The sequence below is a fragment of the Roseobacter sp. HKCC-CH-9208 genome (genome assembly GCF_037805125.1).
GTDB lineage: Bacteria > Pseudomonadota > Alphaproteobacteria > Rhodobacterales > Rhodobacteraceae > M30B80.
On the sequence record NZ_JBBLYK010000001.1, the window covers coordinates 2,196,536 to 2,209,978 of the forward strand.

Sequence of the window (13,443 nt, forward strand, 5' to 3'; positions counted from 1 at the left end):
TGGCGTTGTTATATTGGTTGAAGTGGTATTCAGCGTTCATGGGTTTGAAGTAAATGGAAACTGACGCAATTAGACGCGCATCTCAATTGCTGGTTTCAACTTGGCAGTCGGGCTCTACGATTTCTGCTCTTCCCCCTCATTATAGGCCATCAACGCGGATGGATGGGTACGCGATCCAAGAGATACTGGAACATGAGTCTCAGGCTGCACTATTCGGATGGAAGATTGCAGCGACGAGCTCAGCAGGACAAAACCACATTGGTGTAAATGGCCCGATGGCGGGCCGTCTTATTGAGTCAATGGTATCCTATGATGGTGATGTTCTTCCGCTTGTCGGCAACAACATGCGAGTTGCAGAACCAGAATTCGCTTTCAAACTGGGACACAGCTTACCTCCAAGGACATCGGCGTACAGTTTGGAAGAAGTTATGAGTTCGGTGTCAGAGCTTTTTTTGGCTCTGGAAATGCCTGCGTCTCGCTTTACAGATTTCGCACGAGCTGGGGAAGAACAGTTGATTGCCGATAATGCGTGTGGTCATCAATTTATCTTGGGCCCAAAAGCGCCCGATCTGTGGCGAGGCTTAGATCTTTCTGAACACCATGTTACTGGCAGAGTTGGAGATCATATAATCAGAGATGGTGTTGGTAAGAATGTTCTTGGAGATCCTCGGCTAGCCCTAACTTGGATCACGAATGAGCTTTCAAAAATTGGCGTAGGTTTGCAGTCTGGTCAAATTGTAACCACTGGCACCTGCATGCTTCCGCTTGAGATCTCTCATGGAGATACTGTTTTTGCTGATTTCGGAGTTCTGGGCCAAATCAGCTGTTCTTTTAAATAATGTAACCCAAGAAATATGGGCTAATCTTAAACGGACACGAACCGTGTTCTGGATTACAACTTGTGTTTTTTATGTCCAAGGTTGGTCAACTTAAGTTTAAACAAGCTCTTGCCTTTAGTTGATGTAACTTCGTAACACCTAGGAGAGCCATACTGGTATCGAGTTCCTGCCTAAGAATTTCGATAGCTTTTAATATGCCTGTCTGGCCATCTGTTGCTAATCCCCACAAGCATGAGCGGCCGATCATGCAAGCGCTTGCTCCCAAAGACAAAGCAATTGCAATATCGGTGCCTCGTGTCACGCCACTGTCGAGTATAATTTCTGCGCGTCCTGCAACTGCCTCTGCGATTTTGGGTAGGGCTGAGATGCTTGATGGAACTTGATCAAGTTGCCTTCCTCCATGGTTCGACACAACGATTGCATGTGCTCCGGCTTGGATGGCTAATTTAGCATCTTCTGGATCTAGGATCCCTTTAATGACAACGGGTCCGTTCCATTCTTTGATGACTTCGCGAATGGTGTTCCAATCTGCAGAAGCATCACACAACTCCGCAATATGTTGAGCTATGCTGCGATGGCTGTCTTTTTGGATGTGACCCTCAAAATTGCCAAATGAAATCCCACCCTCCATTAAAAAATTGAAGGTCCAAGTGGGGCGCGACAAAACTTCAAGAAGCGTTGAAAAACGAAGCTTTAGCGGGACAGTGAAGCCATTTCGGATATCTTGGTCACGTTTTCCTTGGATTGGAAGGTCCAATGTAATGCAGAGTACGCGATATCCATTTTCCTTGGCCCGAGTGAGCATAGAAGACATCAGGCCTTTGTCTTTCAGAAAGTACAATTGAAACCATTTTTCCGAAGATGGAACTGCATCAGAAATGGTTTCCATAGACGCAACAGAATTTGTCGATAGGCAAAAAGGTATGCCTGTTTGATGTGCCGCTTTAGCCGTAAGTATTTCACCCTTTGGATAGTACAGGCCTGAGAGACCGGTCGGGGCTAGGATAAGTGGCAAACTGCTGGACACGCCCAATATAGACTGGCTTAAGTCTCTTTTGGACACATCAACGCCGACACGAGGAAGTAGCGTATATTTTTCAAAATCTTGTTGATTGGCGCGCCTGGTGTGGCCTGCGCCCGCGCCGCCATCAATAAAGTCAAAAACCGATCTAGGAAGGCGTTTACGTGCTCGCTCCCTCAGGTCAGATATAGATGCAATGCGTTGAAGTTTGGTCAATTTTTGTTCCAAGAGCTTTACCGGCTAGATAAGTTTTCACGAGAGTACAGCACTCTGTTCAGAATACATCCATGAAATTAGTTATGGTGGGTACTGGACCTGTACATAGATTAATTGTGATACTGTTAGCCTCAGAGCTTCAATTAGCCACCAAGTTACTTATGGTTCAAGGCACGCTCTTGCCTTTAGTTGATGTAACTTCGTAACACCTAGGAGAGCCATACTGGTATCGAGTTCCTGCCTAAGAATTTCGATAGCTTTTAATATGCCTGTCTGGCCATCTGTTGCTAATCCCCACAAGCATGAGCGGCCGATCATGCAAGCGCTTGCTCCCAAAGACAAAGCAATTGCAATATCGGTGCCTCGTGTCACGCCACTGTCGAGTATAATTTCTGCGCGTCCTGCAACTGCCTCTGCGATTTTGGGTAGGGCTGAGATGCTTGATGGAACTTGATCAAGTTGCCTTCCTCCATGGTTCGACACAACGATTGCATGTGCTCCGGCTTGGATGGCTAATTTAGCATCTTCTGGATCTAGGATCCCTTTAATGACAACGGGTCCGTTCCATTCTTTGATGACTTCGCGAATGGTATTCCAATCTGCAGAAGCATCACACAACTCCACAATAAGTTGCGCGTTAGTTTTATACTTACTAATTTTGAGATGGCCTTCAAAATTTCCAAATGAAATTTTTTGTTTTCGTATCAATGCATCTTTTAAAAAATTCCAGGTCCAATTTGGGCGCGCCAACACTTCAAGAAGCGTTGAAGGATTTAGTTTCAAAGGAATGGTAAAACCATTTCGGATATCTTGGTCACGTTTTCCTTGAATTGGGACATCCAATGTAATGCAGAGTACGCGATATCCATTTTCCTTGGCCCGAGTGAGCATGGAAGACATCAGGCCTTTGTCTTTCAGAAAGTACAATTGAAACCATTTTTCCGAAGATGGAACTGCATCAGAAATGGTTTCCATAGACGCAACAGAATTTGTCGATAGACAAAAAGGTATGCCTGTTTGATGTGCCGCTTTAGCCGTAAGTATTTCACCCTTTGGATAGTAAAGGCCTGAGAGACCGGTCGGGGCTAGGATAAGTGGCAAACTGCTGGACACGCCCAATATAGACTGGCTTAAGTCTCTTTTGGACACATCAACGCCAACACGAGGAAGTAGCGTATATTTTTCAAAATCTTGTTGATTGGCGCGCCTGGTATGACCTGCGCCCGCGCCGCCATCAATAAAGTCAAAAACCGATCTAGGAAGGCGTTTACGTGCTCGCTCCCTCAGATCAGATATGGATGCAATGCGTTGAAGTTTGGTCATTTAAAAATAAAAATCCTGACGAAATGTGTGTGTAGGCTTCCAATCATACATAGAAGAATACTAATTTACACGCACAGTATATTGGCCAGATTGCCTATTGAGACAACATTAACGTGTGACCTGCGTCATCAAGAGCTGGAAGAATTTGGTTTCTCAGTACGCGATCAGTGATCGGTCCACGGAAATGCAAAACTACCAAACCTTCGGAATTGATAAAGAAGGTTTCAGGCATCGCAACCACGCCCCAATCGCGCCCATTTCGCGCTTCTTCATCGCGACCGATGCGGTCATAGGGATTGCCCAATTCAGATAAAAAAGCACGCGCTTGGCCCAATTGATCGCGATAGTTCACGCCAAATAGCGGGTTTCCTGCTTCGGCCAATGCGGTAAGGGTCGGATGCTCAGCGCGGCAGGGTGGGCACCAACTGGCAAAGAAATTCAGAATGATAAGCCCGTTGCCCTCAAGATCGGCACGGGTCAGAAGCGGCGTGTCGTCAAGCGCCGCTAGATCAAGATGCGGGGCCACGCGGCCTTCACGCGTGGAGGGGAGGGCGGCCGTGTCAACGCCGATGCTGCGCGCGTCCTCCGTGCGGCTTAACTGCACCGCCGCAAGCCCGAAAAACCCAAGCGTTACGGCCAAAGGCACAATCATCATCGGACGAAATTTCATCACAGGTTTTCCGTAGATTTTTGACGCTTGGCAGTGCGGCGCGCTTCGAATTCCTCAAGCCTGATCCGCGTTTTGCGCCCCTGCCAAACAGAGCCTGCCACCAAGATCAGCAAAAGCGCCAATGTCCCTGCATAGGCAGATAGAACCTCAACCGCGTATGATCCCAGATCGGGAAAGATGAAAGGTGTCATGCCATCCGCTCCTGCGCGATGAGGGCGCTGAGGCGGCGGGCGCGAATTTCAGTGCGCGTGCGCAACAGCACAAGGCAGATAAACAAAAGGCCAAAGCCGATAATGCAAATCCAGAGCGGATAGGCATAGACATCGGCGACATTTTCTTCGGCATCCATCGACAGCGATGCGCCTTGATGTAGGCCTTGGTTCCAGAACAAAATCGCATAGCGCGCAATCACTGCAAAGACTGTGCCAACAAGACAAAGAATGGCGGTCAGGTCTGCGGCGGTGTCTGGGTTCTCGATCGCTGCCCACAGCGCCATGTAGCCCAGATAGAACAAAAATAGGATCAAGAACGCCGTCAATCTTGGGTCCCATTCCCACCATGTGCCCCACATGGGTTGCCCCCAGACCGCACCTGTGAACAGGCCGATCAGCGTAAACACCATCCCAACGGGTGCAGCGGCCTTGGCCGCGAGGGCACTAACATGGTGGCGGCGAATGACCCAAACCAGCGAGGCGGCCAACATCATAAACCACGTGCCTGAGCCCATGATCGCGGCGGGCACGTGAATATAGATGATTTTCACGGTCGCACCTTGGCGAAAATCATTCGGGGTGAAGAAAAAACCCCAGATCAGCCCACCCACCACCATGGCAACGGCAAGGGCCGTCACCCATGGCAGAACCGCGCCCGACAGCGACATAAATTTTCGCGGATTTGCATATTCCCAGATGCTCATAGGCGCAGAGATTAGTCGTAGCGCCGCAAGGCCACAAGGGGCTGAAATAGCGGCAGCCTAGCGCAGATTGACGCGGAGGGCAGAGGCCGAAGCAAATGGTAAAATCGCCAAACTGCCCAGACTGATGGCCGCCAATAGGGCCAAAGGGGTGCCAACCGCCTCGCCAGAGGCCCCATTTGAGACGACCATCGACCCAAAGAGCAAACTGGGCACATAGAGCGGCAGAACCAATAGCGACAGCAACAATCCGCCCCGCCGCATCCCCACCGTCAAAGCCGCGCCAAATGTGCCAATGGCCGAAAGGGCGGGCGTTCCCACCAAAAGCGAGATGACAAGCCATAGATGCCCGTCTTCGGGCAAATTCAACAACAGACCCAAAAGCGGCGCCACCAAGGCCAAGGGCAGCCCCGTGGTGATCCAATGCGCCGCAGATTTGGTGATTGCGACCATCTCAAGTGGCAGGGGGGAGGTTGCCAGAAGTTCAAGACTGCCATCTTCCCAATCAAGGGCAAAGATCCGATCCAGTGATAAGAGGCAGGCCAAAAGCGCGCCAAGCCACAAAACGCCCCCCGACACCTCGCGCAGCAAGCCCGTTTCTGGCCCGATCCCGAACGGCACCAGAACGGAAACGATCAAGAAAAAAGCAAGCGCAAGGCCAAAGCCGCCCCCCGCTTTCACGGCCAACCGCAAGTCGCGTATCAAAAGACCGATCATGCCGCCCCCCAATCCGAAAACGGGTCAGTCTCGGCTAGCTTTTTGCACATGAAAGGTTTGATGTTGAAAATCCGCGCCTCGGCCAGCCCGAGATCAATATGGGTGGCAATCAATGCGGCCCCGCCACGGGCCAAATGTGCCTGCACGGCGGCAGCAAAGCGCGCGACATTTTCTTGGTCAAGCGACACTGTCGGCTCATCAAGGCACCAAATGGGGCGCCCCGTCACCAAGAGCCGCGCAAGGCTGAGGCGGCGTTTTTGACCCGCACTCATTTCGCCTGCAGGGCGGTCACGCAGATCATGCAGATCAAACGCATCAAGCGCAGGCGTGATGTCACGCTGTCCAAAAACACCTGCCCAAAAATTCAGGTTTTGCGCCACGGTTAGACTGGTTTTGATGCCGTCTGCGTGACCGCTATAGGCGATGCTATCGCTGGCGCAACTGATCTGCCCCGACAGGGCGGGGGCCAGCCCCGCGATGATCCGCAACAGCGTGGTTTTACCTGCCCCATTCGGCCCGCGCAGCACCACGGCCTCGCCCGCAGAGAGGGTGAGGTCGACATTTTGCAACACTTGCACAGCGCCGCGCGCGCAGCCCAGAGAGGTGATTTCCAACATCATAGCTTCACAGCTAAACGGAATTTAAGAATTTGGAAAGCGCGCAAACAGGAATGCTTGCGCCTGCTTATGAAAAAATGTATGCAACGGCATACAAACGCGACCAGCCCCCATTGCCACATCCAAAAGCAAGGGCTAAGGCCGTGACCGTTCAACCCGTTTTTCGATGAGGGAGGCAAATATGCCCATCACCGTAGGCCACGATAGCGCCGCGACCCGCAAGACCCTGACGGCAGGGGGAAAAACCTATGCCTATTATTCCATCGCCGCCGCTGAGGCCGCGGGGCTTGGCGATTTCTCAAAATTGCCTGCCGCGCTGAAAGTGGTGCTTGAGAATATGCTGCGATTCGAAGATGGTAAGACGGTCAGTGTCGATGACATCAAGGCCTTTGCTGAATGGGCCAAGTTGGGTGGTCAAAACCCGCGCGAGATCGCCTATCGCCCCGCCCGCGTTTTGATGCAGGATTTCACAGGCGTGCCTGCGGTTGTGGATCTGGCCGCGATGCGGGACGGGATCAAGGCGCTTGGCGGCAACCCTGACAAGATCAACCCGCTGAACCCCGTGGATTTGGTCATTGACCACTCCGTGATGATTGACGAATTTGGCAATCCGCGCGCCTTCCAGATGAATGTGGATCGCGAATATGAGCGCAACATGGAGCGTTACACCTTCCTCAAATGGGGCCAGAACGCATTCAACAATTTCCGCGTTGTGCCTCCTGGCACGGGGATTTGTCACCAAGTGAACCTTGAATATCTGGCCAAAACGGTTTGGTCGGATGTGGATCAGAACGGCGATTTGGTCGCCTATCCTGATACGCTTGTTGGCACAGACAGCCACACCACCATGGTCAATGGCGCGGCTGTATTGGGATGGGGCGTTGGCGGTATCGAGGCAGAGGCCGCAATGCTTGGTCAACCGATCTCGATGCTGATCCCCGAAGTGATTGGCTTTAAATTGACGGGCGCAATGGTGGAAGGCACGACAGGCACTGACCTTGTGCTGAAAGTTGTGGAAATGCTGCGCAAGAAAGGCGTGGTTGGCAAATTCGTTGAATTCTACGGCGAAGGTTTGGATCGCCTGCCTTTGGCGGATCGCGCGACCATCGCCAACATGGCGCCTGAATATGGCGCGACATGTGGCTTCTTCCCAATTGATGATGAAACCCTGCGTTATCTGCGCAACACGGGCCGCGAGGAAGAGGTTATCGCCTTGGTCGAAACCTATGCCAAGGAAAACGGGTTCTGGCGCGATGCGAATTACGCGCCCGTTTATACCGACACGTTGGAATTGGACATGGGCACGATCGTGCCTGCCATTTCTGGCCCAAAACGCCCACAAGATTATGTGGCGCTGTCGAGCGCAAAATCAGCCTTCCGCAAAGAAATGGAAGAGACGTTCAAGCGTCCTTTGGGCAAGCAGGTCGCCGTAAAGGGCGAAGATTACAGCATGGAATCAGGCAAGGTTGTAATTGCCTCGATCACCTCCTGCACCAACACATCGAACCCTTATGTGATGATTGGCGCAGGTCTTGTGGCGCGCAAGGCCGCTGAATTGGGCCTGACCCGTAAACCATGGGTCAAGACATCGCTTGCGCCAGGCAGCCAGGTTGTATCTGCCTATCTTGAGGCCGCAGGCCTGCAAGAAGATCTTGATAAGGTCGGCTTTAACCTTGTGGGGTATGGCTGCACCACCTGTATCGGTAACTCTGGCCCGCTGCAGAAAGAGATTTCCGAGGCGATTGCCGAGGGTGATTTGGTCGCCACAGCGGTGCTGTCAGGTAACCGTAATTTCGAGGGCCGTATCAGCCCCGATGTGCGCGCAAACTATCTCGCCTCGCCGCCGCTGGTTGTGGCTTATGCGATTGCAGGCACGATGGATATTGATCTGGCCAATGACCCAATTGCCCAGACCCCAGATGGTCGTGATGTTTATCTCAAGGATATTTGGCCAACCACGCAAGAAGTGGCAGAAACAGTTGAGCGCACTGTGACGCGCGAAGCGTTCCAAGCCAAATACGCCGATGTGTTCAAAGGCGATGAGAAATGGCAAGGGGTCAAAACCACTGATCAGCAGACCTATGATTGGCCTGCGACCTCGACTTATGTTCAGAACCCGCCTTATTTCCAAGGCATCACGATGGACACCAAAAAGATCGAGAATATCGAAGGGGCCAAGGTTCTGGCGCTTTTGGGCGACATGATCACCACAGACCACATCAGCCCTGCAGGGTCGTTCAAGGACACGACCCCTGCGGGTCAATATCTGATCGAGCGTCAGGTGCCTGTGCGCGAGTTCAACTCTTATGGCGCGCGCCGTGGCAACCACGAGATCATGATGCGCGGCACATTCGCCAATATCCGCATCAAGAATGAGATGTTGGATGGCGTTGAAGGCGGCTATACCAAAGGCCAAGATGGCGGGCAGACCTCGATCTTTGACGCGGCAATGGCCTATCAAGAGCAAGGCACGCCCTTGGTGATCTTTGGGGGCGAGCAATATGGGGCGGGCTCAAGCCGTGACTGGGCTGCAAAAGGCACCGCCCTTTTGGGTGTCAAGGCCGTGATCGCGGAAAGCTTTGAGCGCATCCACCGCTCCAACCTCGTTGGTATGGGGGTGATCCCGTTCGAATTCACAGGCGGCGACACCCGCAAGACCTTGGGTCTGACGGGCGATGAAACCGTGGCAATCAAGGGCTTGGATACAATCACAGCCTTGGCCGAAGTGCCCTGTGATATCACCTATGCCGATGGCAGCGTGAAAACGATCACGCTGAAATGTCGGATCGATACGGCGGTTGAGATCGAATATATCGAGAATGGCGGCGTCTTGCATTACGTTCTGCGCAACCTCGCCCGCGCAGCGTAAGCCTCGCCACAGTGAAACCAAAAGCCCCACGCATCGCGCGGGGCTTTTTTATTTGGGTGGGTTTTCGGCGAATTCTACCTCTACAATCCGCGCTTGCCCCGTGGCCCATTGCCAGATTTGGCGGGGAGCTTGGTTGATTTCGGCGCTGCCGCGTTTGAGTTTGCGCCATGTTTTGGCCCATCCTTTGGGGCGCACTGCTTTGCCAAGGCCTGAGATATCAGAATTATAGGCATAGGCACGCTGTGTCGCCATCGCGGGCACAATGATGCTAGCGGCCAAAGTGCGGCGAATGGGGCTGACCGTGTCATTGAACAGGAAATGGTCAATCGGCACCCGCATCTTGCCGCGCCAAGACAGGGCCAATTCCGCCCCCCGCCGCGACAGGATATAGGCCCCCCCCCCCACATGACGCGAACGCATCGGGTGGATTGCGCGGCCTAAGGGGGTTTGACCAATTTGCGCGCCAAGTAAAAGTTTGGATATGCCTTCGTTGAATTTCTCAAGTTTGACCGCCTCGGTGCCGCGCGGGATCCAATCAGAGGTCATCACCGCAGAGGCCAGATCAGCGGCGAGATAGATGTCATCCTCTAAAAAGAGGGCGAATTGCGCGTCTGTTTGCAGAAAGGCGGCCCAAGCCTCGGTATGGCTGACTGTGCAGGCGCGGTCACCCAAACCAAGCCGCCCCAAGGGGCCATATTCCGCAATCACAGCATCTATGCGGGCGGCATCCGCGCTTTGTGCATCACAGGCGGAATGACGAATGAAGGTCACGCCGCGCGCGCGCAGGTGATCCCTGATCCGCTCGAGCCGATCGGGGCGGCGGTCGAGATTAATGACATAGATTGGGATATTTTGCGCCATGCGCGCCTCTGGGGTGATTTCTGCTTGCGGCGCATTTGTCATGAAAGCGGCTGTTGGGGCAAGCAATGATGCGCGGCGCTTGTGTTCAAACCCGTGGCTGGGCTATGCCATTCCCAAGGATAAAGGAGCGGCGCGCGTGCAAGACTGGCCTGTTTACGTCATCAATATGGACAGCAATGAAACGCGGCTCGCCCGTGTTAGCGCAGAGTTGGACGGCACGGGTGTCGCATGGACGCGCCTGCCTGCAGTGAATGGTCGGGCGCTGTCCGAAGGCGCGTTGGCCCGCGTCTATGATGTGCGCGCCAATCGCCGCTACGCGCGGCATGATTTGGTGCCGCCTGAAATTGGCTGTTATCTCAGCCACATCAAGGCCGCTGAATGGCTGTTGGAAAGCGGGGCTGAGGCCGCGGTGGTTCTAGAGGATGACCTGCGCATCACGGGTGACTTTGCCGCGACCCTATCCGCGTTGCAGGATGATTTGCAAAAGCGCCCAGCGGCATGGGATATGGTAAAGCTCTTTTCGTTCAAGCCTGTGCGCCTTGATCAGGCGCAGACGATTGGGCAGGGCTTTACGCTGGGTCGCCCTGATCGCGTTCCCTCTACCACTTTGGGCTATGTTCTGACGCGGGCGGGGGCCGAAAAAATATTGGCCAAAGTGCCGCCGATTTTCCGCCCTGTCGATGAAGATCATAAGCATTTTTGGGAGTTTGATTTGCGCGTGGCGATGATTGCCCCGCAAACGATTGCCATCGGCGCGCAAGAGACGAGCGATGGCACAGTCGGCGATAGCCGCAAAAAAATGGCGCAGAAGGACCCGATTTGGGTCAGGCTGTGGCGCTTTGGGCGGTATCGCGTGAATTACCGCCTGCACTTGGCGCGCGCACGGGCCAAGGGATTATAGGCGCGTGGTCAAACGGATCTTCCATATCATGATGGGGCGCGATGGTGGCACAGAGCGGTTCTTCCTTCGCCTGACCCAAGGGTTTCATGAGGCAGTGATCGGGCAATATGTAATCCTTTTTCAAAATCTGGCCGAAGAAAAGGCGCAGCGATGACCGGACGCCGCGTGATCCATATGCATTTTGGTACCGATGGCGGGGCGGAGCGGTTCTTTGTCAATCTGTGTCAGGCTTTGGCAGAAGCGGGGGTTGAGCAGCGTTTTGTGATCCGCCCCAATCGGGCTTGGGCCGAGGATCTTCGCCAGCTTGGCGCGATTTATGAAACCAATTTTCGGCTTCTCAGCCCACAATCCCTTGGGCTGCGGTGGCGCTTGCGCCAGATGCGCGCGGCGTGGCGGCCAGATGCGACATTTGCATGGATGTCGCGCGCCTCGAAACTCTTGCCCCAATCGGGTGGGGGCGTGCGGATCACGCGCTTGGGGGATTATCCGCGCCATTTGAAAAACTTCGCACGCAATGATGTGATCGTTGCCAATACGCCGGGCATTGCGCAGGCCTGCCGCGCGTTAGGGTGGCAGCGTCCCCTTGGCGTGATTTCCAATTTCGTGCGCGAGGTGACACCGCGTGCTATTGCGCGCACCACCTATGACACGCCTGACGATGCCTTTTTGATTGTAGGGTCGGGGCGGTTTATCCACCGCAAGGGGTTTGACACGCTGATCCGTGCCTTCGCACAGGTGGAGGGCGCGTATTTATGGCTCGCGGGTGAGGGCGAAAAACGCCCTGCGCTTGAGGCGCTTGCCCGTGATCTTGGGGTGATAGATCGCGTTCGCTTTTTGGGTTGGGTCGAGGAGCCGATGCATCTTGTGGCCAGCGCAGATGCCTATGTCATGCCTTCGCGCCATGAACCGCTTGGGAATGTCATTCTCGAGGCATGGCGCAGTGCCACCCCTGTTGTCGCCACGCGCAGCGAGGGGCCGTCATGGTTTTGTGAGGATGGCAAGGATGCGCTGCTTGTTGATATTGACGATGTTGATGCAATGGCACAGGCGCTCTTGCGATTGCGGGCCAAGCCAGACTTGGCCGCGCAATTGGTGACAGCGGGCCAAGCGCAATTATCCGAGAAATTCACCAAATCCCGCGTTGTGGCGCAATATTTGGCGCTGATTGACGGGGATTTGTCTGCAATGGATTTTGGTCGATGAGGGTGTTGATCATCAATATGGCAACGGCCAAGGATCGTATGGCCTTTATGGCCGCGCAGATGGATCATTTCGGTCTGGACTGGGCGCGGATTGAGGCGATTACCCCCGACACGTTAACCCCGCCTGCCGATGATCCTGTATGGCATCGGTGGCAGCGACCCTTGCGGGTGACAGAAATGGCGCTTTGCGCTTCGCATATGGCCGCGTGGCGCGCTGTGATTGCGGCGGATGTCCCGCATTTGATTTTAGAGGATGACGCGACCTTGGCCGCGGATTTGCCCGCCTTCCTCGCGGATGTTGCTGGGTTGACCGATGTCGATCACATCTCGCTTGAGACGCGCGGTCGCAAAAAGGTTTTGGGCCGCGTCTTGCATTCTGCGGCCCCGATGCTGCGCCTGTGGCAGGATCGAACGGGTTCTGCGGCCTATATCGCCTATCCTAAGGGGGCAAAGCTAATGCTTGATCACGCGCTGCGTGTGGGTGGGCCATCGGATGCGATTATTTCCTCCACATATGGGATGCGCAGCTATCAGGCTGTGCCTGCTTTGGCGGTGCAATTGGATATTTGCGCGCAATATGGGGTGCCGCAGGCGCTTGAAACCCGATCTTTGATTGATGCCATTGAAAAGCCGCGCTTGCCGGTGTCGGGCATGGCGGCGCTTGGGTTTCGGGCGCGGCGGATTTGGGGGCAGATCGTCATGGGGTGGCGTCAGTTGCGGCACCCGGGCACAAGGCTGCATGTTGCGCCTGCGCGCGATTGGCCAAAGATCACGCTATGAGGGCGTTACGGGCCTATATTGATATTCCACCGATATGGCTGTTCCTTGCCGCAGCGGTGGTGTGGATCTTGGCGCGAGAATTGCCCCTGATCATGGCCTTTGGCCCCGTGTTTCGTGTGGGCGGGTGTCTGACCATCGCTGTGGGGGTCGCCGTGATCTTATGGGCGACTTGGTTTTTCTATCGGGCCAAAACACCGATTGAACCGCGCCATACCCCAAAGGCTTTGATCACATCTGGCCCGTTCAAATATAGCCGCAACCCGATCTATTTAGGCATGGTGTTGATTTTAATCGGGTGGGTATTGGTTTTGGGTGCGCTATCGCCTGTCTTGATCCCCTATCTCTATTTTTGGATGGTGAATCAACGATTTGCTGCCCCTGAGGAGGAGGGGCTACGCCACGCGTTCGGCGTTGAGGGCCTGCGCTATATTCAAACCACGCCGCGTTGGATTTAACGCTTCTTTGGTTTCCTTCGATAACAATCGCGGCCATAGTTGTGGCATGGGTGGAATAT

General features: G+C 54.0%; 15 protein-coding genes. 7 read left to right on the forward strand and 8 right to left on the reverse strand.

From position 1 onward, the window contains the following. Nucleotides 1–53 precede the first annotated feature (53 nt). On the forward strand, nucleotides 54–839 hold the full coding sequence (locus AAC621_RS11080; protein ID WP_340255637.1) for a 2-keto-4-pentenoate hydratase: 786 nt from the start codon (nucleotides 54–56) through the stop codon (nucleotides 837–839). 85 nt (nucleotides 840–924) lie between these two features. Here AAC621_RS11080 and AAC621_RS11085 read toward each other — a convergent pair whose 3' ends face one another. From AAC621_RS11085 to ccmA, 7 genes are all read right to left on the reverse strand, one after another. Next, nucleotides 925–2,088 carry an alpha-hydroxy acid oxidase gene (locus tag AAC621_RS11085; protein WP_340255640.1) on the reverse strand — a complete coding sequence of 388 codons (1,164 nt, stop codon included), beginning with the start codon at nucleotides 2,086–2,088 and terminating at the stop codon, nucleotides 925–927. A gap of 147 nt (nucleotides 2,089–2,235) precedes the next feature. Continuing rightward, nucleotides 2,236–3,399, reverse strand: a complete 1,164-nt coding sequence (locus tag AAC621_RS11090; protein WP_340255643.1) for an alpha-hydroxy acid oxidase — start codon at nucleotides 3,397–3,399, stop codon at nucleotides 2,236–2,238. Between the two features lie 94 nt (nucleotides 3,400–3,493). Then, nucleotides 3,494–4,069 carry a DsbE family thiol:disulfide interchange protein gene (locus AAC621_RS11095; RefSeq protein ID WP_340255646.1) on the reverse strand — a complete coding sequence of 192 codons (576 nt, stop codon included), beginning with the start codon at nucleotides 4,067–4,069 and terminating at the stop codon, nucleotides 3,494–3,496. Beyond that, nucleotides 4,069–4,260, reverse strand: a complete 192-nt coding sequence (ccmD, locus tag AAC621_RS11100) for a heme exporter protein CcmD (protein ID WP_340255649.1) — start codon at nucleotides 4,258–4,260, stop codon at nucleotides 4,069–4,071. The genes AAC621_RS11095 and ccmD overlap by 1 nt, the downstream gene beginning before the upstream one ends. After that, the gene (locus tag AAC621_RS11105; protein WP_340255652.1) at nucleotides 4,257–4,985 is read right to left on the reverse strand and encodes a heme ABC transporter permease; all 729 of its coding nucleotides are present in this window, start codon (nucleotides 4,983–4,985) and stop codon (nucleotides 4,257–4,259) included. Before AAC621_RS11105 ends, ccmD begins: the two co-directional genes overlap by 4 nt. A gap of 57 nt (nucleotides 4,986–5,042) precedes the next feature. Continuing rightward, complete coding sequence (ccmB, locus tag AAC621_RS11110) at nucleotides 5,043–5,699, reverse strand: heme exporter protein CcmB (protein ID WP_340255655.1); 657 nt, start codon at nucleotides 5,697–5,699, stop codon at nucleotides 5,043–5,045. Continuing rightward, nucleotides 5,696–6,319 carry a heme ABC exporter ATP-binding protein CcmA gene (gene ccmA, locus AAC621_RS11115; RefSeq protein ID WP_340255658.1) on the reverse strand — a complete coding sequence of 208 codons (624 nt, stop codon included), beginning with the start codon at nucleotides 6,317–6,319 and terminating at the stop codon, nucleotides 5,696–5,698. The genes ccmB and ccmA overlap by 4 nt, the downstream gene beginning before the upstream one ends. A gap of 178 nt (nucleotides 6,320–6,497) precedes the next feature. Between ccmA and acnA the strand changes: the two genes are divergently transcribed. Further along, nucleotides 6,498–9,185: an aconitate hydratase AcnA gene (acnA, locus tag AAC621_RS11120; protein ID WP_340255661.1), complete on the forward strand. Its 2,688-nt coding sequence runs from the start codon at nucleotides 6,498–6,500 to the stop codon at nucleotides 9,183–9,185. A 48-nt stretch (nucleotides 9,186–9,233) separates the two neighbouring features. On the opposite strand, the gene AAC621_RS11125 is transcribed toward acnA, so the two are convergent. Then, nucleotides 9,234–10,088 carry a glycosyltransferase family 25 protein gene (locus AAC621_RS11125; RefSeq protein ID WP_340255664.1) on the reverse strand — a complete coding sequence of 285 codons (855 nt, stop codon included), beginning with the start codon at nucleotides 10,086–10,088 and terminating at the stop codon, nucleotides 9,234–9,236. On the opposite strand from AAC621_RS11125, the gene AAC621_RS11130 reads away from it, so the two are divergent. The 5 genes from AAC621_RS11130 to AAC621_RS11150 are packed head-to-tail and all read left to right on the forward strand — an operon-like array spanning nucleotide 10,087 to nucleotide 13,384. Then, nucleotides 10,087–10,947, forward strand: a complete 861-nt coding sequence (locus AAC621_RS11130; protein WP_340255667.1) for a glycosyltransferase family 25 protein — start codon at nucleotides 10,087–10,089, stop codon at nucleotides 10,945–10,947. The genes AAC621_RS11125 and AAC621_RS11130 overlap by 2 nt on opposite strands. Before the next feature lie 4 nt (nucleotides 10,948–10,951). Beyond that, nucleotides 10,952–11,101 (forward strand): hypothetical protein, encoded by a 150-nt coding sequence (locus AAC621_RS11135; RefSeq protein ID WP_340255670.1) that lies wholly within the window; start codon nucleotides 10,952–10,954, stop codon nucleotides 11,099–11,101. Continuing rightward, a complete protein-coding gene (locus tag AAC621_RS11140) occupies nucleotides 11,098–12,150 on the forward strand; it encodes a glycosyltransferase (protein ID WP_340255673.1) in 1,053 nt (350 codons plus the stop codon). The genes AAC621_RS11135 and AAC621_RS11140 overlap by 4 nt, the downstream gene beginning before the upstream one ends. Further along, the gene (locus AAC621_RS11145; RefSeq protein ID WP_340255676.1) at nucleotides 12,147–12,929 is read left to right on the forward strand and encodes a glycosyltransferase family 25 protein; all 783 of its coding nucleotides are present in this window, start codon (nucleotides 12,147–12,149) and stop codon (nucleotides 12,927–12,929) included. The genes AAC621_RS11140 and AAC621_RS11145 overlap by 4 nt, the downstream gene beginning before the upstream one ends. Then, nucleotides 12,926–13,384, forward strand: coding sequence for a methyltransferase family protein (locus AAC621_RS11150; protein WP_340255679.1), 459 nt, complete (start codon nucleotides 12,926–12,928; stop codon nucleotides 13,382–13,384). The genes AAC621_RS11145 and AAC621_RS11150 overlap by 4 nt, the downstream gene beginning before the upstream one ends. The last annotated feature ends 59 nt before the right edge of the window (nucleotides 13,385–13,443 follow it).

Coding starts and splice junctions, on each gene's coding strand:
- ccmB (WP_340255655.1), bottom strand. CDS start 5,699: ATGATCGGTCTTTTGATACGCGACTTGCGGTTGGCCGTGAAAGCGGGG.
- AAC621_RS11145 (WP_340255676.1), top strand. CDS start 12,147: ATGAGGGTGTTGATCATCAATATGGCAACGGCCAAGGATCGTATGGCC.
- AAC621_RS11125 (WP_340255664.1), bottom strand. CDS start 10,088: ATGACAAATGCGCCGCAAGCAGAAATCACCCCAGAGGCGCGCATGGCG.
- AAC621_RS11130 (WP_340255667.1), top strand. CDS start 10,087: ATGAAAGCGGCTGTTGGGGCAAGCAATGATGCGCGGCGCTTGTGTTCA.
- AAC621_RS11095 (WP_340255646.1), bottom strand. CDS start 4,069: ATGAAATTTCGTCCGATGATGATTGTGCCTTTGGCCGTAACGCTTGGG.
- AAC621_RS11105 (WP_340255652.1), bottom strand. CDS start 4,985: ATGAGCATCTGGGAATATGCAAATCCGCGAAAATTTATGTCGCTGTCG.
- ccmD (WP_340255649.1), bottom strand. CDS start 4,260: ATGACACCTTTCATCTTTCCCGATCTGGGATCATACGCGGTTGAGGTT.
- AAC621_RS11150 (WP_340255679.1), top strand. CDS start 12,926: ATGAGGGCGTTACGGGCCTATATTGATATTCCACCGATATGGCTGTTC.
- AAC621_RS11080 (WP_340255637.1), top strand. CDS start 54: ATGGAAACTGACGCAATTAGACGCGCATCTCAATTGCTGGTTTCAACT.
- ccmA (WP_340255658.1), bottom strand. CDS start 6,319: ATGATGTTGGAAATCACCTCTCTGGGCTGCGCGCGCGGCGCTGTGCAA.
- acnA (WP_340255661.1), top strand. CDS start 6,498: ATGCCCATCACCGTAGGCCACGATAGCGCCGCGACCCGCAAGACCCTG.
- AAC621_RS11140 (WP_340255673.1), top strand. CDS start 11,098: ATGACCGGACGCCGCGTGATCCATATGCATTTTGGTACCGATGGCGGG.
- AAC621_RS11090 (WP_340255643.1), bottom strand. CDS start 3,399: ATGACCAAACTTCAACGCATTGCATCCATATCTGATCTGAGGGAGCGA.